This is a genomic window from Salinivibrio sp. MA351 (assembly GCF_001996065.1).
Taxonomy (GTDB): Bacteria; Pseudomonadota; Gammaproteobacteria; order Enterobacterales; family Vibrionaceae; genus Salinivibrio; species Salinivibrio costicola.
On record NZ_MUFG01000014.1, the window covers coordinates 1 to 18,817 of the forward strand.

17 protein-coding genes are annotated in these 18,817 nt (G+C 49.3%); 11 read left to right on the plus strand and 6 right to left on the minus strand.

The genetic code is table 11. The features are described from left to right. The 7 genes from BZG78_RS08905 to BZG78_RS08935 form a co-directional block, all read left to right on the plus strand. A partial coding sequence (locus tag BZG78_RS08905) for a GNAT family N-acetyltransferase (protein ID WP_199877179.1) occupies positions 1–595 on the plus strand: 595 nt, incomplete at its 5' end. A 19-nt stretch (positions 596–614) separates the two neighbouring features. Beyond that, a complete protein-coding gene (locus BZG78_RS08910) occupies positions 615–1,151 on the plus strand; it encodes a GNAT family protein (protein WP_077660989.1) in 537 nt (178 codons plus the stop codon). Then, the gene (locus BZG78_RS15595) at positions 1,148–1,699 is read left to right on the plus strand and encodes a hypothetical protein (RefSeq protein ID WP_108743377.1); all 552 of its coding nucleotides are present in this window, start codon (positions 1,148–1,150) and stop codon (positions 1,697–1,699) included. Before BZG78_RS08910 ends, BZG78_RS15595 begins: the two co-directional genes overlap by 4 nt. Before the next feature lie 134 nt (positions 1,700–1,833). Further along, on the plus strand, positions 1,834–2,355 hold the full coding sequence (locus BZG78_RS08920) for a GNAT family N-acetyltransferase (protein WP_077660990.1): 522 nt from the start codon (positions 1,834–1,836) through the stop codon (positions 2,353–2,355). Further along, a complete protein-coding gene (locus BZG78_RS08925; RefSeq protein ID WP_021023694.1) occupies positions 2,348–2,920 on the plus strand; it encodes a GNAT family protein in 573 nt (190 codons plus the stop codon). The genes BZG78_RS08920 and BZG78_RS08925 overlap by 8 nt, the downstream gene beginning before the upstream one ends. A gap of 107 nt (positions 2,921–3,027) precedes the next feature. Further along, on the plus strand, positions 3,028–3,243 hold the full coding sequence (locus BZG78_RS08930; protein WP_077461114.1) for a VF530 family protein: 216 nt from the start codon (positions 3,028–3,030) through the stop codon (positions 3,241–3,243). Positions 3,244–3,371: 128 nt separating this feature from the next. Next, positions 3,372–3,845: a 2TM domain-containing protein gene (locus BZG78_RS08935; RefSeq protein WP_077576060.1), complete on the plus strand. Its 474-nt coding sequence runs from the start codon at positions 3,372–3,374 to the stop codon at positions 3,843–3,845. 68 nt (positions 3,846–3,913) lie between these two features. Here BZG78_RS08935 and BZG78_RS08940 read toward each other — a convergent pair whose 3' ends face one another. From BZG78_RS08940 to BZG78_RS08950, 3 genes are all read right to left on the minus strand, one after another. Further along, entirely contained in the window at positions 3,914–4,612 is a 699-nt protein-coding gene (locus BZG78_RS08940) for a gamma-glutamyl-gamma-aminobutyrate hydrolase family protein (RefSeq protein ID WP_077660991.1), read from the minus strand. Further along, on the minus strand, positions 4,588–5,595 hold the full coding sequence (locus BZG78_RS08945) for an amidoligase family protein (protein ID WP_077457094.1): 1,008 nt from the start codon (positions 5,593–5,595) through the stop codon (positions 4,588–4,590). Before BZG78_RS08945 ends, BZG78_RS08940 begins: the two co-directional genes overlap by 25 nt. A 133-nt stretch (positions 5,596–5,728) precedes the next feature. Continuing rightward, on the minus strand, positions 5,729–7,681 hold the full coding sequence (locus tag BZG78_RS08950) for a hypothetical protein (protein ID WP_077660992.1): 1,953 nt from the start codon (positions 7,679–7,681) through the stop codon (positions 5,729–5,731). 270 nt (positions 7,682–7,951) lie between these two features. On the opposite strand from BZG78_RS08950, the gene BZG78_RS08955 reads away from it, so the two are divergent. Both BZG78_RS08955 and BZG78_RS08960 read left to right on the plus strand, forming a co-directional pair. Continuing rightward, complete coding sequence (locus BZG78_RS08955; protein ID WP_077660993.1) at positions 7,952–9,193, plus strand: FAD-dependent oxidoreductase; 1,242 nt, start codon at positions 7,952–7,954, stop codon at positions 9,191–9,193. A 193-nt stretch (positions 9,194–9,386) separates the two neighbouring features. Then, positions 9,387–10,079: a response regulator transcription factor gene (locus BZG78_RS08960; RefSeq protein WP_077660994.1), complete on the plus strand. Its 693-nt coding sequence runs from the start codon at positions 9,387–9,389 to the stop codon at positions 10,077–10,079. A 6-nt stretch (positions 10,080–10,085) separates the two neighbouring features. Here the strand turns inward: BZG78_RS08960 and BZG78_RS08965 are convergent, their stop codons facing one another. Further along, positions 10,086–11,018: a DMT family transporter gene (locus BZG78_RS08965; protein WP_077576055.1), complete on the minus strand. Its 933-nt coding sequence runs from the start codon at positions 11,016–11,018 to the stop codon at positions 10,086–10,088. A gap of 90 nt (positions 11,019–11,108) precedes the next feature. On the opposite strand from BZG78_RS08965, the gene BZG78_RS08970 reads away from it, so the two are divergent. Continuing rightward, positions 11,109–11,999 (plus strand): LysR family transcriptional regulator, encoded by an 891-nt coding sequence (locus tag BZG78_RS08970; RefSeq protein ID WP_077461120.1) that lies wholly within the window; start codon positions 11,109–11,111, stop codon positions 11,997–11,999. 46 nt (positions 12,000–12,045) lie between these two features. On the opposite strand, the gene BZG78_RS08975 is transcribed toward BZG78_RS08970, so the two are convergent. Both BZG78_RS08975 and BZG78_RS08980 read right to left on the minus strand, forming a co-directional pair. After that, on the minus strand, positions 12,046–15,141 hold the full coding sequence (locus BZG78_RS08975) for an efflux RND transporter permease subunit (protein ID WP_077660995.1): 3,096 nt from the start codon (positions 15,139–15,141) through the stop codon (positions 12,046–12,048). Positions 15,142–15,151: 10 nt separating this feature from the next. Beyond that, positions 15,152–16,273, minus strand: a complete 1,122-nt coding sequence (locus BZG78_RS08980; protein WP_077660996.1) for an efflux RND transporter periplasmic adaptor subunit — start codon at positions 16,271–16,273, stop codon at positions 15,152–15,154. Positions 16,274–16,638: 365 nt separating this feature from the next. Between BZG78_RS08980 and BZG78_RS08985 the strand changes: the two genes are divergently transcribed. Next, complete coding sequence (locus BZG78_RS08985; protein WP_077660997.1) at positions 16,639–18,726, plus strand: TonB-dependent siderophore receptor; 2,088 nt, start codon at positions 16,639–16,641, stop codon at positions 18,724–18,726. The last annotated feature ends 91 nt before the right edge of the window (positions 18,727–18,817 follow it).

Here is an 18,817-nt window from a genome sequence, read left to right on the forward strand (position 1 = left end):
GGATGCAATGGAGATAGCGATCCAGCAAGGATGGCCGCTTAAGCAAGCACAAAACGTCGCTGAGCTCTATGAGCAGGCGTTTGGGATGAAGTTCGCACGGGCAATCCCCAATCAGGCAGCGCGCGTGGAGGTGTTGTCCCAGTGTTTTGTCCCAGACTTTTCGTTTGCCGCTATGCAAAACGGCAAGGTGGTGGGGTTAGCTGGGTTTCAAACCCAAACCGGCGCACTGACACAGGGCATGGGCGCGAAACAGTTGATCGATAGTTTGGGGACCATCGAAGGCATTTGGGCCTGCGCGATATTGGCGCTGTTTGAGCGTAAAGCGGCACACAATGAATTGGTGATGGATGGCATTGCTGTTGATAGCGCGATACGAGGTCAGGGGATTGGTTCCCAATTACTGGATGCCATTCTCGATTATGCCCAAGCGCATGGCTTTGAAAGCGTTCGATTAGATGTCATTGATAGCAACCCCAGAGCCCGCAAGCTTTATCAAGCCAAAGGATTTGTCGCTACCAAAGAAGAGCGCTTTCCGCACCTAAAATGGTTAGTCGGCTTTTCAGGCGCCACCACCATGGTCAAGGCGCTGAACTAAAACAACAAGAGAGACAAGGATGTTTATGATTGAAACACGTCGACTTGTGCTGCGTGACATGCAGCCGAGCGATGAAGAGGCGTTTGTTCACTTCACGCAACACCAGAAGTACCAGCGTTTTTATAGCGAAACGGACTGCCAGCCAGAGACATACCGAGACTTACACGCGCGCTTTATCGAACAAGCCAACACAAATCCACGCGTGGCTTATCAGTTAGCGGTTATCTGCAAGCAATCAGAAAAATGTATAGGCACCGTCGGTTTAAGGCTTGAGGACAACCATCAAGCTTCTATCGGGTGCGGCCTAGCTGTAGAGGTGCAAGGCGCGGGGCTAATGAGAGAGGCGGCTGTCGCGCTGGCCAACTTCGGTTTTGAATGTCTGGGTGTGCATCGGTTATACGCTGAGACCATTTACGATAATCTTGCTGCAACCAAGCTTTGTCGTTCACTTGGCATGCGACAAGAGGCCCATTTTCATCAGCATCGTTTCTTTAAAGAACGGTGGTGGGATACGGTGGTTTACGCCATATTACGACACGAATGGGAGCAAGGATGATAAGAAAAGCACTACTTGGCGCACTGATGGTGACACTGCAAGCGTGTACGAGTGCGCCCGTTGATAATGAAACGACCGACGCCGCAGAATGTGTCGGTAGCACGGCGTTGCCAAGCGCATGGGCAGATAAGTTTGTAGCCGTGGACGATCCAGCGTTACTGGCGTCGTCGTTGGGTCAGCCATTGGAAGGGAAGCTTTGCCAAGGCAAGGTATATCAGGCGACTGAAGGGGTGACAGTATATCGCGCGTGGAATAGCACCAACCCGCATAGTCAGTTTGGTCACTGGTGGGCGTTATCACAACCGTCTGGCTTGGTGGCAGATTATCGCCAAGATTATGAGATTTGTTATCAATGGTCGCCGCTCGATAAATTGGTACAGTGCACCTTGCAACCGGGCGCAAAGGTTGTGGTGGGTAACGGTCAAAGTGCGAAATGTTCCGAGTATTTAACCTATCCAACCTCAAGTGCCCAACAAGTTTATCTGCAAGAGGCGGAGCAAGCGGTTCAACATTGTCAAACGTTTGATGCGGTGTTGCGTTGGCAGTGATGCGCGGCAATCAACAACTCAATCACATCTAGGTGGCGAGCGCTAAGGCGGTGGGATGACAGGCGGTCAATAAGTGTTTATTTCTCAATATCAATGAGATAGCCTAGTTCTATGATAGGAATTGGAACAAGCACATGGAATTAGTCGTCCCCACACTCAATCACCAAGCAGCCTTTACGCGCTTTTATGATGATTTTGCTCAGTTTGATCCCGAGAATGCCGATTACTATCGGCCGGGAAAAGATGATTTCGCCACTTACGTGACTCGGTTAACGGATGAGTCATTGGGTAAAAACCTTCGTAAAGGTTATGTGCCGTGTAGTCATTTTTGGCTGCTTGATGCTGAGCAACAAATCATTGGCGCGATTCGGATCCGCCATCACATCAATACGCCATTTCTATCTCAAGAAGCCGGACACATTGGTTACGATATTGCGCCGTCATATCGTGGACGTGGATATGGCAAGCAAATGTTAGCCTTAGCGGTGCCCAAGGCGAGCGAGCTAGGGATCACTCGCGCCCTAATTACCGCGAATGAAGACAATATGGCATCGCGCAAAGTAATTGAAGCTAATGGCGGCACGTTGGAAAACATCATTAATGGCGAAGTGTTCAATGAATCATTGGCGCGGTACTGGGTGGACATTAATGGATGATTCCCCGCGCGTGGACCAACTGGACAGTGACCGTCTGTTGCTGGTGGCGCCTAATATGGCCCATCAGCCTTTCATTTTAGAAGCCGTGTTGGAAAGCCAGCACACCCTTGCTCCTTTTATGGATTGGCTGCCGCACGCGCTGACCGAATCGAGCTCGATTGAAAACACCCAACAAGCGATTGATAACTTTGATATGTTTATTAATGAGCTACGCTACTCGATTTTTGAAAAATCGACGGGGCAACTGGTGGGTGTGATCAGCTTAATGATCCGTAATATCGCGATTCCTTACTTTGAAATAGGCTATTGGCTGCGGAGCTCTAAAGAAGGCCTTGGCTATATGAGCGAAGCGGTGAGGACGCTAGAGCGGTATGCGTTTAATGACCTTAATGCCAAGCGTGTCGAAATCAAAACCGCCTACGAAAATACCCGCAGCCGCGCGGTAGCCGAGCGTTGTGGGTATCATCAAGAAGCGATGCTTACCAACGACCGTATCCTACCTAGCGGCACGATTTCTAGTACTGTGGTATACGCCAAAGTGGCGGAATGCAATAAGACTGAGTGAGTCAGTTAATCTCGCCTTTTTTTTCATCGTCACGTAAAGTAGCGCTTTTATTGGCTAGCGAGGCTAGTCGTGTACGTTGTGCGCCCAACCAAAACGTGAGAACGAGTATGCAAGAACAACCGAATAACCCACTTCACGGACTTAGCTTACAAACCATTTTAACGCGACTGGTAGAACACTATAGCTGGTCCGGTCTTTATCAGCGTATTCGTGTGAATTGCTTTCATAATGACCCATCTATTAAATCATCGCTTAAATTTTTGCGCAAAACGCAGTGGGCGCGAGATAAGGTCGAAGGCTTGTATATTGATACCTTTTGCTAAGGGTAAAATACACGGGTTTTGTAATTTATTGATTTTAAATAACTGTCGCTAAGGTGTCGGGGCGCTGTCGTGGTAATGTCGCCCCCATTTTGCATAGTGTCGATAGGGAAGAGCACAAAGGAGCAAGGATGAACGTGAAAGCACTCAGAGTTCAAAAAGGGTGGTCGCAAGACCAATTAGCACAATTCAGTGGGCTCAGTGTTCGAACGATTCAACGTATCGAGCGCGGCCACAAACCCGGATTGGAGTCGCTGAAATCGTTGGCTGCTGTGTTTGATATCGACATTACTGATTTGCAAAAGGAGACAGACATGCAGGCAGATACTTCAATGAGTCCAGAAGAAAAAGCAATCACCAATCGCGTGCGCGCCCTGGGTGGGTTCTATTCTCACCTGACTCGCTATGTGGTCGTGATGGCGATTTTGTTTATTATCAACTGGCAAGTCAGCCCTGGCTATTACTGGGCTTGGTGGGCCGCAATGGGATGGGGGATTGCAGTGGTCAGCCACGGTGTGAATGCACTGGGCATTGTCGATCTCTTTGGTGACAAGTGGGAAAAGCGTCAAATAGAGAAACGCATGAACGCGCGGTCAAAGCGCTAACCCTTCCCTGATAACGCCGAGCGAATGTGCCTCGGCGTTTTTGTTTTTCACCAGATAACAACCATGTTTTACTGAGAGGCCGCTTGTCGCTGCTGGAAGCGCGTTGCGTGCTCGACTAGGCCCTTAAACAGCGTACGCTGACAGCCAAGGTAAAGCAAAAATTCTGGATGCCACTGTACGCCCAGTGTATAAGGGCGGTTGGGCGACTCTATCGCTTGTACAATACCATCTAAATCACGTGCGCTTACCGTTAAATCCTCGCCTAACTCGTTAATCGCTTGGTTGTGTAGGCTGTTTATTTTGCGCCTACCTTGCCCCAACCGTTGCTGTATATGGCCGTTAACATCACGCAATATACACAAGGTTTTCATCGGGAATATTGTCCAGCGATGAGAGGTTTTCTTGCGCTGTTCGCGTAAGCTTTGGTGCAAGGTGCCGCCTAAGCAAATGTTGAGAAGTTGCGCACCACGGCAAATGCCCAACAGCGGCTTTTGACTGGCTAACGCGCTTTTGATTACTGCGCTCTCTAGTTCATCACGTTCGGGATCGTAGTTTGGTTTCACTTCGGGCTCAGCAGCATACAGCACAGGTTCAACATCGTGGCCGCCTGTGATCACCACACCGTGATAATCATCAGGCTTAAATATTGAACCTGGCCGCAACTGCAGGGGCTGCCCGCCATAAAGACGCACCGCGGTGGCAACGAAAAAACGCGGTAAGAAGGCACCTTTGTCGGGGCCGGTTATTGCGATAACGGGTCTACCCATAGCGTATTCACTTTCTCCGCCCAGTTATTGGTAATGCGTGATAATGGATCGTTTAAGTGAGCAAGATAAGCATCACAGCAAGCTGTCAGTCGTTCTGGATCTGCGGCAAGTTTCTCTACTTCTACCCAATCATTCCATGCCTCATGGATCCCCCATTGTGGACGACTTACTTTGCTATCCGGTAAACGATAGTGAAACGTGGGGCGCGCTTTTGTCAGGCCATCATTGAGCGCCTGATTCACTTGTTTCTCATCGAGGTGAGTGAAGAGTGGCAGCATATCTAGCGCACGATTACGCGTCGGATTATCAGCAAGGTAATCGGCAATCAAGGTGTCGCGATCGGGCCAATAATCGTGCGCGAGAACACGCGTGATATACGCTTTGGGAAACGGATCGACATAGCTTGTGAGACGACGGGATAAATCAATATCGGCACGTTTAATTAGCCAATCATACAAGCATAAAAATGCTTTCAGATGCGCATTAATGGTGTGAGCGGATAAGTCGGGCAGTTCGGGATTAAGCTGCATCCCAAATGCATAGACAGGGCTGTCCTCTGTGCCTTCTGCACCTTGTTGTCGCAGAAACTCAATCAGTCTATCGACGTCTTGAAGTCGATCCAGCGGAAGCGGTGGGCTAACTATTTCGACCGGTACGACCATTTTAGCTGCCCATGCTAAAACTTCTTCCGCGGATTGGTCAATTTGATTGGCGAGAGTCTTCTCACTTCGATCGTTCCGTCCAAGGCGTTTTAGCTTGGCGTAATCAAGCTCTATGATCCAATCACCCGCATTGTCACCGGTTAGTTTTCGGTCGTAACGGCCGCCATGCTCAACCGTCAGGGATAAATGTTTTGCAACGAGCTGTGCAATGGTGTCTAGCTCCATACCACTCAATTCAAGTTCAACACCGACGCAGCGCGTTTCTCCCTCTGCATTGGTGGTATGAGGGGGTGTTTTTAACGGTGAAGGGGACGCATTCATCAATGGAGCCTCACTTATCGGATAAACATATGAAATACATGGGGGTCACGATACGCTGATTAAAGGGAAATCGCCTCGATTTGTTCGGGAATTAGCCTAAACAAATCGCAAATATAATGCTCTTTGGCTTTCATCAGCTAATACGATCTGCCGCCCAGCTTGTTAAAGCCATTCGTTTTACATCGGCAATGGCTTCATCTGGCAGTGAGCTTTTTATCCCAACTTGAATGGTGTCGTCATGATAAAGATAAAGCCGAGAGAGAAACTGCTCAAAAGGTAGCGACGCTTCGCCGTATTGTTCGCCTTTTCCTTGGGTGGAAACAATCACTTCGTTCCCCCAATCTTGGCCACTGTCGTTATTCGGGTTATAAAAATAGACCCGCATCACGTTGTCTTGATCGAATGCGACACGAATCAAAGTGACAGCGTGCCATCCAATGAATCGCCCCTGACTGCTTGTCACTGCAATTCCAACGGGTTGAGGATGAATGACAGGAATGTTGCCATTGTATAAAGGATGATAGCTACGATAAAAACGCTCGATAAAGCAATCGAAATCTTTGAGTAGGCCTGTTTTAACGTCAACCGCAATCATAAATTCGCGCCCGACATACCAGCCGTGAAATTCGGGGTTTATCCATTTGTGGGGATCTTGCTCTCGACTGACGCAGCAACGGCCCATTTCAATATAAAGCTTGTCGAGATGAGGGACGAGGACCACGGACACGGGATCGGTGTCAAACGGCAATGCTGTGCTTAGGCCTTGTAGCAACGTGTGTGAGTCCAATGTTTTACCTTCAAAGTGCATGCGTAAGCTTGTATTACAGGCGACTTGAACGATGCAGTTGAGTAGATAATCGGGATCATTATAGGCCCACATTGAGATGGCTCGAGCAGATTGGCAAGTTGGATTGTTTCCTTGTGCCACACCAAGCGGTTGACCAAGCACTGACATCACGCCTGCAAGAAGATGTACCCGCGCCGGCAGTTGATCGCCAAACGCGAGGGTTAGGCTGGCGGCAACATCCGGATGTAAATTTAAATAAATTTGCCGCCATAGACTCGGTGCGACGGGCGCGTCAAACAATACCCCACGCTCAAGCAGCATCGCCAGCCCATAGACTGCTTGTGCGGTCTGCGGATAGACAGCTTCTTGAATCAATGTGTGGACCAATTGACGATAGGTCACGAGACAATCTACCCCTGTATTACTGAGCCCTAGCGCGGTGGGGAGTATGTCACTGCCTTGGTTGTCGAGTAGCCAGCGTAAGAAGGTGGCGTGATAGTCAGACGCCAAGCCGACATCGTGCATCGCGCGTGCAAAGCCCATCGCCTCCTGTTGGAGGGAGTTGTTATCCATGGCGTTTAGTCGTTGGCAATAGGCATCGAGCCCCGGATCGTCATAGCAACCTTGAGTCGGGCCATATAGCGCGCTTACCAGACGGTCAATCCCGAGTTTTGCTTCACCAAGGTTGACTTGCTCTTGAGAAACAAGAATGGATATCTGGGTGATCATCGCTTTTATCGGATTGACCTGAATAGGGCGTTGGGCGAGAACACGCCAGACTTCATCAACTAACTCGCTAAGAATGGTTTCGTAGCCTAAATGCGTGAGAAGAAACCGGTATAGTGAACTGATAGCGGGTGCCATCTCACCAAGGCGGATACGACTAGTTTCGTCGGTGATCCCCATGATGAGTGACAAATTAAGACTGAGTACTTTGGCAAGAAACTGATGAGCCTCTTGGGCTGAGAAAGTCGAAGGGGGGCTCTTACCCTCAACAATAGCTAGCATTCTTAATTGGCTGAGGCAATCTAGTAGAACGGTGGCTTTGTCCGCATGTGCGAGTGTTGCCGGCACTAAATTGGGTAATAGGTATTCTGGGTGATCCCAGTCTGTACCTTCAAAGAGACCAGCTGCATTGAGCGTATGGATACGCGTATATAGAGCGCTAATGCCGTCCTCTTGCGTCAGGACTTGCTCACAGATATCAATCACGTGAAACTGGCAGCTTGGTTTATCAATTGAACTTGCCTGATCAAGCTGCACCACAGCATGATCAAGGTTTTTTAGTAAGCTCGACATATCAATGATGTTCTTTCCTGCGCTGTATCAGTGGCGCTTGCCAGCCCATGGATAGGCATGTGTTAACTACCTTCACCTGGGTTGGTCGTCAGCCTACAACGTCCTTTTGTGCCTGATTATAGTCAAACTACTATTACACACTTCAGAGAAAATAGTAACCATAAGCCCCCTTGACCACTATCGCTACTGGCGCAAAGCTTGTAACTTAAGGGTGAAAATTCAACAGTTTTAACAACAAAACAAAAAATAACATCATTCAGGGAGTGAAGTATGACGAAGCAGGTCGTGGTGTTAGGGGCCGGAATGGTCGGTGTATCCGTGGCTTGGCATTTACTTAAACGAGGGTATGCCGTCACCTTGATCGATCGCGTGCCTCCAGGGCAAGAAACATCGTTTGGCAATGCAGGCATTATTCAACGTGAAGCCGTTCGGCCCTATGCCTTTCCGCGTGATCTCACCACTTTGCTGCGGGTGTTGCCGAACCGTGCGGTGGATATTCGCTATCGTCCTAGCAGTGTGATTCGAGCGGCTCGCGCGTTATTGCAATATTGGCATTACTCCAGTGATAAGCATTATCGAAAGCTTGTCCCTGAATACGCAGCCTTGATAATGCAATCACTCGATACGCATGATGAGATGATACGGTCTGCGGGGGCGGAAGCGTTAATTCGCAAAGCCGGTTACCTTAAACTGTTCCGTACCCAAAAAGCGCTTGATGAAGAACTGACAAAAACAGCGTCTGACAGCACGCTATTCGGTGTTGAGTTTGATGTGTTAAACCGTCAACAGCTTGCACAGCGAGAGCCGAGTTTGTCTCCGCCTATTGTGGGGGCGATTCATTGGAAGCAGCCTTGGACCGTCACAGATCCCGGCGCCCTGGTCGAAGCTTACGCCGCGGATGTAAAATGCAAAGGAGGAACCATTAAACATGCTTCGTTAACAGGCTTAACACGGCAAGGCTCGGGATGGCTCATTCAAACCACCAAAGAAAGCCTACACGCTGACCAGGTGGTGATGGCGATGGGGCCTTGGTCATCGTATTGGTTGGATCAACTGGGAATTCAGGTGCCTTTGTTTGCTAAACGTGGCTACCACATGCACTATGCATGTAATAAAAAAGCACCACTGAACCATTGGCTTATGGATGCGGAAATCGGGTACCTCTTGGCGCCGATGCGTGCTGGTGTTCGCCTGACGACAGGCGCGGAACTGACAACAGTGGATGCGCCAGTTAACGAGAGCCAACTTAATGCCGCTGAACAGGTTGCGCGTTCGCTTTATCCGCTTGGTCAGCGTCTTGATGCATGCCCTTGGAAAGGTGGGCGTCCTTGCCTACCCGATATGAAGCCCATGATCGGCCCGGCGCCAGACCAAAAGGGATTGTGGTTGGCATGCGGTCATGGTCATCAAGGTTTTACCTTGGGCCCCGTGACCGGAAAATTGTTGGGACAAATGATAGATGAGGAACACACGGATATTGATATGCATCCGTATCGTGTCGATCGCTTTTAGTGGTCGGCTGCTGAGTTTGTCATCATTCCCACGCTATGAGGGATCGAAAACGCTTAAGTCGACGTAAACCCGTTTGCTTTACAGGCTAATACTGTAAGACAATGAATAGCTTGGCGAATCCTTTTTTTAATGACAATGACGATAAATAGGGTTCAGCCATTGATGTGACGTGAACGTTTAGATAGGACCACTGATGCACCAGGCGTTTTTCTCCAAAACTAAGCCCGCCATTGTCGTGCGCGGCCCAGAAGATCAGTCATTTATCGCGCTACTCGAAGCTCGGCTGCGAGATCACGGCTGCGATGTGACTGTGATTGGCCCTGATGATCCAATGCCCGATTGGGATGCTGTGCAATTGATTAGCTGGGTGCCTGAGGGAGAGACGCAAATGACAACCTTGCGCTGGTTGAGCGAGCAGTGCCCGTTTATTGCTTTAATGGCAAGTCAAGCGGCGGCTGATCGCGTGGCCGCGCTGAATGCCGGGGCGGAAGATGTGCTATCTGCCCCTATTGATATTGATGAGTGTATGCTGCGCACCGCGATTGCGATGCATCGCCGCCATGCGATGGTGGTGATCAAAGAGTCATCAGGCCAGCTGCAAGTTGATAATCTCTGGATGCACCAAGACACACACCAAGTCAGAGTGGATGACCAAGCGGTCAAATTAACACCCATACAATTCGAACTCTTGTGGCTTCTTGCGCAGCATAAAGATACTACGTTGAGTAAGTCACTCCTTTATCGTCAGGTGCTTAAAAAAACGTTTACGCCTGATGATCGCAGTCTCGATATGCATTTAAGCCGTGTTCGGAAAAAACTCGCTGACGCTGGACTGCCGCCTGAGCGCTTGCAAACCGACCACGGCAAAGGCTATTGCTTTATTTAATGGCGTTTAAGCTGAGCGTGACAGCGCAAGTCGCCAGCGACCAGGATGGGGTAAGCGAGGCAACAGCAAGCCGGCAACAACAATCGCAATCCCTAAAACTTGGATTTGGCTGACCGCTTGTCCCATCAAGAACGCGGTGAGTACTGCAAACACCGGTACAAAGTTAAAGAATAGGGCAGCATTGGCTGAGCCAAGGTGGCGTACACCGTTAAGCCAGAGCAAATAGCCCGCGACGGTGCCTAGCACACCGATATAAAGTAACTCTGAAACCGTGATTGGGCTGGCGGTTATCACCTCACCAAAGGGATGTACATTAGGTGTCATCGCACACATCACGCCGATGACCGTGGCGCCACTGAGCATACCCAAAAAGGTATAGGGGATGACAGGCATCCAACGACCAATCCCTTGGCTGAAAAAGGTATAGGCACTCCACGCGAACATGCCGGTGAAAATCATCTGATCGCCTTGATTAAAGTTGAGGTTGCGTAAAACATCCCACTGTCCGTCGGTGATCACCAATAATACCCCCGATAAACTGACCACCAAACTGAAAACTTGCCCTTTGCGCGGAAGTGCGCGTATTGCTACGCAGGCAATGAAAGAGGTGACTAACGGGCTGAGCGCCATAATTAATGAGCCGTTGGTGGCTTGGGTATATTCAAGCCCGGTAAACAAGCAAAGATTTAACCCTCCAATGCCTACAGCACTGACGGTAGTTGCCCATAGCCATTGTTTGCCACTGAGATGGGGGATCTTGGCTCGGGTTGCTTTGAGATACAGAGCCAGACAAATGGCCGCGATCCCAAATCGCCAAAAAACAAGCGTGAGTGCACTGACCTCATTCAAAGCATCCTTACCGATGGGAAAGGTGCTGCCCCAAAAAAACGCACATAAAATGAGTAGGGCGATGGCTTTCCAAATCGACGTTGTATTCATATCAATACCTGACTTATTAAACGATGTGCGCTAGTGTATAAGTTTCAAAATTTGAATAAACCGGCAATATCAGAACGGTAAATGCCAATAATGAAACTTAACTATTCGCTAGACGATTTACGTTACTTTTGTACTGTTGCCCAGTTAGGCAGCTTTAAAGCCGCAGCGCAACAGCTGTCGATGCCTCAATCGACCTTAAGCCGGCGAATTCGTCAACTTGAGCAGGATCTGGCCTTGCGGTTACTCAACCGTGATGCCCATCGTATCTCGCTCACGCAAACGGGTCATCGCTATTTCGAACGCGCTGCGAGTCTTTTTGATGAACTGAACGCGGTCAGTGATGAACTCTTGAGCGAAAAGCAGCATCCTAAAGGTAAGATCCGTGTTAGCGCCCCTATTAATGCCGGTAAACAGTTTTTACGCGCTGTTTTGTTTGATTTTATGCGCGCCTACCCAGAGATTCAGCTTGATCTGAGTTTTTCTAACACACTGGTTGATATTGAAGGCGAAGGAATGGATGTGGTGTTTCGGGTCGGTAATCCGGTCGTGGAAGATTGGATCGCACGGCCATTAACCGATATTCACTTTATTGTCTGCGCGAGTCCAGGTAGTGATTATGGTCAGCTTCAATCACCAAAAGAGCTGGTGGGCAAACCTGTCGTGCTGTGTCACCCAATGACCGTTTGGCAGCTAGAGCACGACACAACCGGTGACGCTTATGACTATCAAGCCACGACGGGTATTCGGGCTGAAGTTGACGAAATTCAAATGCTGACCCATGCCGTGCAGGCAGGCTTTGGGATGGGCTACATTCCTGACTACTCCGCATTACCGTTGATTGAACAAGGAGCGCTACAACGGGTGTTGCCATCATGGCGGAGCCAAGCACGAACGCTGTTTTTGTTGTATCGCGATCGGGAGCACGTGCCGCTGCGGGTGCGGTTGCTGGTGGAGTTCGTGCTCGCGCGGTTTGTTGGATAATGAAATCAGGCCACAGTGTTTTGCGCTGTGGCCTGATGTGGGAAGGTTAGGCGTCGTGGTTTGTTTCCGTTGATACCATATGTTCAGTTGGCGTCGGCGTAATCGCTTTGGCTAAGAACAAGTACATCGCGGGTACCACGAACAGGGTGAACAAGGTGCCCAGTGTCATCCCACTGGCAATCACTAACCCCATGGCAAAACGCGCGCCTGCACCGGCTCCTGAGGCAATCAAGAGCGGGATCATGGCGAGAACCGTCGCGGCCGTTGTCATCAAGATAGGGCGTAAACGGATCGCTGTCGCTTCTTCAATCGCCTCGCGCTTCGTGCGCCCATCTTGCTGTAACTGATTGGCGAACTCGACGATTAAGATACCATGTTTTGCAATTAGCCCCACCAAGGTGAGCAAACCGACCTGGGTATAGATATTCAGCGTGGTAAAACCAAGGCTGATAAATATCAATGCCCCACACACACTCATGGGGACCGTGACCAAAATAATGATCGCGTTTTTAAACGACTCAAACTGCGCCGCCAAGATTAAGAAAATCACCACCAGGGCAAAGAAGAAGGTGACGACCAGTTGTTGGCCTTCGCTCATAAATTGCCGCGATTGCCCTGCATAATCGACACTGAACCCAGCTGGTAATTCGGTTGCGGCGATCTCTTGTAATACACCTAGCGCTTCGCCTAAGGGGACACCTGGACGTGGGACGCCCGAGATTTTAACCGCATTGAGTTGTTGAAAGCCTCGCAGCGCTTGTGGCTGAACGCTTTCTTCTAAGGTCACTAAGGTCGAAAGTTGGATCAGTTCACCTTCTTGGTTGCGGGTATAAAACTGACGCAGTTTATCTGGCGTAAGACGTTCACTACGCGCGACTTGTGGGATCACACGGTATGAGCGATTATCCAGTGAAAACCGTCCAGCGTCGGCACCGGATAACAGTGAGCCCATGTCGGCCGCGAGCTGTTGCATGCTCACACCCATCAAAGCGGCCTTTTCACGGTCGATGTTGACCGTTTGCTTTGGACGGTCGATACTTAGATCGGTATCCACAAAGATAAAGCGTCCACTTTGCATCGCTTTGCCAACGATATTATTAGCGACTTCATTGATGGCTTCATAAGGTTGGGTCGAGCCAATAATAAACTCAACCGGTGTCCCACCGCCTGGAGACGGTAATGAAGGTGGCACCAATGCAAAACTACTTAAGCCTGGCTGGCTCTCCATAAAGGGCTGAATTTCGTTTTCTAAAATGGCTTGGGTACTGCGTTCACGTTCATCCCAAGGGGCAAGCACAATACCAGCAATGGCATTATTGGTGCCGCCTGAGCCATTAATAATAAAGACATTATCAATTTCTGGCACATCATCAATAAGCCGGTTTAATTCGTCTGTGCTGGCAGATAGCGCATCCAGTGTGGTTTGGCTATCGGCCTCCAAAATAGAGAAGACGAACCCTTGATCCTCTGCCGGTTCTAATTCAGAGGGGCTGGTGATAAACAAAAAGTAGCAGGATACCAACACAATTGCGCCAAAAGTAAGCACAACGCCGTTAGTATTTAGCAAACTATGTAGGGTACGTTTATAGCGACGGTATAAACGATCAAATTGTTTATCTAACCAATGTTCAAGAGAATTCTCTTTCGCCGCTTTATCGGCTTGATAAGGTTTGAGTACATAGGCACACATCATCGGTGAAAGTGTTAGTGCGACCACTCCCGACAAAATCACCGAGGCGGCGAGGGTAAACGCAAATTCGACAAACAAGACACCGGTTAACCCCCCGACAAAGCCAATGGGCAAGAATACCGCGACGAGCGTCGTCGACATGGTAATAATCGGCCAAGCTAGCTCACGCGCCCCCTCAATGGCGGCCTCTGTTCGACTCTTTCCTTCTTCAATATGGCGGTGGACATTCTCCAGCATGATAATCGCATCATCGACCACCACGCCAATCGCGAGAACCATTGCCAACAAGGTGAGCAGGTTGATGGAAAAGCCTAATAGAAACATCAAGAAGAAGGTGCCGATTAATGACACCGGAATGGCGACCGCCGGAATAATCACCGAGCGCAATGATCCTAAAAAGCCATAAATAACGAAGACCACAATCGCTAGGGCGAGAATAATCGATATCACCACCTCATCAATGGCATTATCAATATACTCGGTGGAATCATAAGCGATATAGGCTGATAAGCCTTGCGGTAGTTGGGGGATAATATCCGCGTCCCAAACCTCATTGACTGATTCAATAACATCAAGGGCATTGGCATCCGGGGACACTTCAATGCCGATAAAGGTGGCATCTAATCCGTTAAAGTTAACGGACGTTTGATAACTTTCTGCACCTAATTCAACCGTCGCGACATCCTCTAAACGTACTACCGATTGGCCATCGCTGCTGATCACCAGATCTTCAAATTGTCTGACGTCATGAATGTCTGTGGCAGCGTTTAAATCTATCGCGACATCTTGGCCTTTGGTGCGTCCAAGCGTTGCCAGAACATTATTATTGCGCAGTGCAGCAACGACATCCGTGCCGGTAAGATCGTATGCAGCGAGCTTGACCGAATCGAGCCAAACCCGCATCGCAAAGCTGCTAGCACCGAGTACATTGGCGCGTTGTACGCCGGGAATTGTAGAAAGTTGCGGCTCAACCACACGCACCAAGTAGTCGGTAATTTGGTTATCACTGAGTACCTCAGAGTAAAAGGCGAGATACATCGCCGCCACGGTTTCACCGACTTGCAAGGTGACCACGGGTTCACGCGCATCTTCAGGCAGCTCAGACCGTACCTTGTTGACCTGTGCGGCAATTTGCGTGAGTGCTTCATTAGGGTCGTAATCAAGACGCAAATAGGCCTCGATAGTGCTGACGCCTGCCGTCGACGTCGAAACCAAGTAATCAATCCCTTCTGATGCGGCAATTTCACGCTCCAGCGGTGTGGTAATAAATCCTTGAATCAAATCGGCATCTGCACCGATATAGGTGGTCGACACGCTGATAACCGCATTCTTAATTTCCGGGAACTGGCGCACATTCATGTCGGTGATGGCGCGTAAACCTAGCAAGATAATGAACAGGCTAACGACGGACGCTAATACGGGTTTCTTGATAAATACGTCGGTAAATCGCATCGAATAGCTCCTATTGATTCACAACGTTGGGATCAAGATCTTCGCTGGGCTGAACACGCGGATTATCACTGATCTTCACGTTACTGCCGTTGCGCAGCTTGAGCAATCCGGAAGTCACGATGCGATCGCCGCTTTCCAGGCCATCCTCTATCACAATCATGTCACCGCGGCGTGCGCCGGTTTGAACAAAACGCTGTTGCACCGTCAGTGCATCATCTTGTTCTTGAATCACGAAAACGGCGTTGCCATAGGGGTTAAATTGAATCGCGGTTTGTGGCGCCAGTAAGACATTTTGCGTTTCTTCACCTTGATCAAGACTCACGCGTGCAAACATGCCCGAGCGTAAAATGGCGTCTGGATTGTCAAAGGTGGCCTGAATGTCAACACTGCGGCTCGATTGGGTAACGACAGGAGAAATAGCGGTGACTGTGCCACTAAACGTTTGTTCAGGTCGCGCCGTGATAGTGGCTGAGACTGTTTGGCCATCTTGCAGGGTACTAAGCTGTTGCTCGGGCAGGGTAAAATTAAGATGAATCGGATTCACTGAGGTCAGGGTTGCGACCACTGAACCTGGAGCAATTAATTGACCAAGACTGACTTTACGGATGCCAATAATGCCATCGAAAGGGGCGGTTAGCGACTTTTGTGCAATGCGCGCTTGTTGGCTATCAACTGCTGCATTTGCTTGTTTAGCCTCACTTTCTTTACGTTTGAGTTCCGACTCTGATACGTTTTTGTCTCTGTAAAGGCGTTGGTAACGTCGCATCTCTAATTGTGCTAGTTCAGCCACAGATTCGAGTCGGCGCAACTCTGCTTGATCAACACTGGCATCGAGTGTCAGCAGCCGTTGCCCTTTTTTTACTGGGGTCGCATTATCAAAGAAAATATCATCGACAATGCCGTTTGCTTCGGTGGTCAACTGGGTTTCATTAATCGCGGCAAAACTACCAATGGTAGTTTGTTGTTCACGCCATGGGTGCGTCGACACTGTGGTGGCTGTGACAGTCGCCGTCGGGGCAGGCATATTGTCAAAAAATTGATTCATAAAATGATCACCCACCATTTTGTAGGCAAAAATCCCACCAAATACGAGCGCACACGCGACTAACATCAGAATTAAACGCTTTGTCATAAAAAGTCCCTGAAAAAAATCCATCACCGACCGTGGTCAGCGCATAAAACGCAAACGCAAAAAGGTAGGCTTACCTTACAACGGTACGTCGAATTGACTAATACAAACCATATCACTGTTTGGTTCATTGGTTGGGAGTAAATTGATGATTTTGTGGAGCTGTTCAGGCTAGAGTCATAAACCTTGGCCTATAAGAAGGAATCGTTACAACTCAACATCAAACCCACCTGTTTTCATCCGTTTTGATGCCTTCGCTGACTAAAATAAAAGCAAACAGTTCCCTGAACTTGAAAGTAAATAGAAATGAGACTAGTTATCGTTTATGTTCCGGTGTGTTCAAATAATCGTTAGCTACAGGAAGTCTCATGTTGAAGAAACAGCCCCTTGCCGTTTTTGTGGCTGTCGCTCTGTCACCCCTAGCCAGTACAGCAGCGACCAATACCACGGAACAGGTTGATGAAATTTACGTTATTGAAGGCCAGCAGGCCCGTTTTAAAGCCAATAGCAATGAAACTGCAATGCGTATGGATGTCAGTCAACTCGAAACAGCCGGTCAAGTGGCGGTCATGGATCAAACCTTGATTCAAGAGCAAAACGCCACGACGTTAGGGGATGTGTTGGTGAATGACGCCAGCATTGGTGTGGGCGGTACGGACCGTAATCGTGAGATTTTCATGCTTCGCGGTTTTGAACTTGATACCGGAACAGGCTACCTGCGTAACGGTCAGCAGCAGTGGTCTTATTACCGCCATCCTGTAGAGCTGATGGAGCGCGTTGAGGTACTAAAAGGCCCAGCCGGTTTACTCTACGGTAAGTCCGCACCGGGCGGTCTGGTGAATATGGTCACCAAACGTCCGACCGCGGCGTTTCAAGCCTCGATAAGCCAAAAACTTGGCAGCGATGATTATCAACACACAGTGGCAGACGCTTCTGGCTCCTTAAACGAAAGCGGCACCTTGCGCGGGCGTGTGGTGCTGTCGAAACAAAGCGAGGGCTCATCACGTCGCTATGTAGATGGCAGTGAACCTGAGCTCGATCGCCAAGTCGCAGGCTTGATGCTTGACTATGACATCACCCCCGATACCCAACTTTCTCTTCATTATGATCGCGTGGTTGATGACAGTAACAGCGATAACGGCGCCAACATTATTAATGGTAAACCGCAACTGGGTAGCCAATTTATCTGGGAAGCGCCTTGGTCGTTCATGGACATTGATGTCGAGAACTATGGTCTTGATCTCGTTAGCCAATTAACGCCGGATTGGAAAGTCAAAGCAGGCTACAATCGCCAAGACTACAAACGTCATTACCATGAAGGATTCGGACAGCGTGAAACCTATGACGCCAATACCCAATCGTTCAAATACTTTGCCATGGACCGTCACGACAATTGGGTACTAGATACGGCTTATATTGATGTCACCGGTGCATTTCAGTTCGGGAATATCGATCACCAAGTGCTGATTGGCTCCAATGCGCTGCGTAATGACTATGTCGGTCAGCGTGTGATGGAGAAAAACCAAACCGCCGTGATTGGTGGTACGTATCCAGAGCCGGACATCCAGTATGGCACAGCAACTCCGCGTGATCCTGAACCTACTGATTCAATTGGCTTTTATGCGCAAGACTTAATGACATTGAATCCGCAGTGGCAGCTGCTTGCAGGGCTTCGCTACGATCGCGAAGAAAACGAAACCGATACTTACTATAACTTGCTACCGAAAGCGGCGGTGATGTATCACCCAGCCCCCGAACAAACCCTGTACGTCACTTATTCCGAGAGCTTTGAGCCGAAAAACCCGGTTGATAGTGATACCGATATTAATAACGGCATGGCGCTGGATCCGGTAAAAGGTAAGTTGTACGAGCTCGGTTACAAGCAAACGTTGCTAAACGACCAAGCTTTGTTTAGCGCGGCCGTGTTCCAAATTGAGCAAGAAAATAAGGTGGTTAAAGAAGCGATCACCGGATCAGACGATTATAACGCACGCACCACACAATTAGGTAAACAAACCCATAAAGGGGTAGAGCTAAACTTGGGCGGCCAGGTGACCGATAGCTGGTCACTGCATAGCTCTGCAACCTACTTGCATGCACGGACCGAAGATCCGTTTGACCCTAAGCATGACGGTAAACAGCCTGCTGATACACCCGAGTGGGGCGCCAGTATTTGGTCTCGCTATGATGTCGATAACCAAACCTATGTGAACGTGGGTGCGCGTTACGTCGGTGATCGTTATGGCGATACTAAAAATACCTATCATAAGCCAGGTTACACCACAGTGAATGCAGGTGTCGGCCACACGGTACAAACCAGTGAACGATCTGATCTAAAACTCACGGTGAATGTTAAAAACCTCTTCAACGAAAGCTATCTCGCCGGTGGTGTCCAAAATAAAACCACGCTGGGCGAAGAGCGCAAAGTCGTCCTCGGCGCGTCACTGCACTTTTAACTTAAACGGAACATTAATCACCAAGGCTCAGCATCGCTGGGCCTTTTTGTGTTGTCGCCGCCATATCGACTTAAGTTGAATAGCGCATGCT

Excerpts from the sequence above, each read along its gene's own strand:
- BZG78_RS08975 (WP_077660995.1), bottom strand. The coding sequence starts at position 15,141 with ATGCGATTTACCGACGTATTTATCAAGAAACCCGTATTAGCGTCCGTC.
- BZG78_RS08985 (WP_077660997.1), top strand. The coding sequence starts at position 16,639 with ATGTTGAAGAAACAGCCCCTTGCCGTTTTTGTGGCTGTCGCTCTGTCA.
- BZG78_RS08960 (WP_077660994.1), top strand. The coding sequence starts at position 9,387 with ATGCACCAGGCGTTTTTCTCCAAAACTAAGCCCGCCATTGTCGTGCGC.
- BZG78_RS08955 (WP_077660993.1), top strand. The coding sequence starts at position 7,952 with ATGACGAAGCAGGTCGTGGTGTTAGGGGCCGGAATGGTCGGTGTATCC.
- BZG78_RS08925 (WP_021023694.1), top strand. The coding sequence starts at position 2,348 with ATGGATGATTCCCCGCGCGTGGACCAACTGGACAGTGACCGTCTGTTG.
- BZG78_RS08930 (WP_077461114.1), top strand. The coding sequence starts at position 3,028 with ATGCAAGAACAACCGAATAACCCACTTCACGGACTTAGCTTACAAACC.
- BZG78_RS08920 (WP_077660990.1), top strand. The coding sequence starts at position 1,834 with ATGGAATTAGTCGTCCCCACACTCAATCACCAAGCAGCCTTTACGCGC.
- BZG78_RS08965 (WP_077576055.1), bottom strand. The coding sequence starts at position 11,018 with ATGAATACAACGTCGATTTGGAAAGCCATCGCCCTACTCATTTTATGT.
- BZG78_RS08940 (WP_077660991.1), bottom strand. The coding sequence starts at position 4,612 with ATGGGTAGACCCGTTATCGCAATAACCGGCCCCGACAAAGGTGCCTTC.
- BZG78_RS08950 (WP_077660992.1), bottom strand. The coding sequence starts at position 7,681 with ATGTCGAGCTTACTAAAAAACCTTGATCATGCTGTGGTGCAGCTTGAT.
- BZG78_RS08970 (WP_077461120.1), top strand. The coding sequence starts at position 11,109 with ATGAAACTTAACTATTCGCTAGACGATTTACGTTACTTTTGTACTGTT.
- BZG78_RS08910 (WP_077660989.1), top strand. The coding sequence starts at position 615 with ATGTTTATGATTGAAACACGTCGACTTGTGCTGCGTGACATGCAGCCG.
- BZG78_RS08980 (WP_077660996.1), bottom strand. The coding sequence starts at position 16,273 with ATGACAAAGCGTTTAATTCTGATGTTAGTCGCGTGTGCGCTCGTATTT.
- BZG78_RS15595 (WP_108743377.1), top strand. The coding sequence starts at position 1,148 with ATGATAAGAAAAGCACTACTTGGCGCACTGATGGTGACACTGCAAGCG.
- BZG78_RS08935 (WP_077576060.1), top strand. The coding sequence starts at position 3,372 with ATGAACGTGAAAGCACTCAGAGTTCAAAAAGGGTGGTCGCAAGACCAA.
- BZG78_RS08945 (WP_077457094.1), bottom strand. The coding sequence starts at position 5,595 with ATGAATGCGTCCCCTTCACCGTTAAAAACACCCCCTCATACCACCAAT.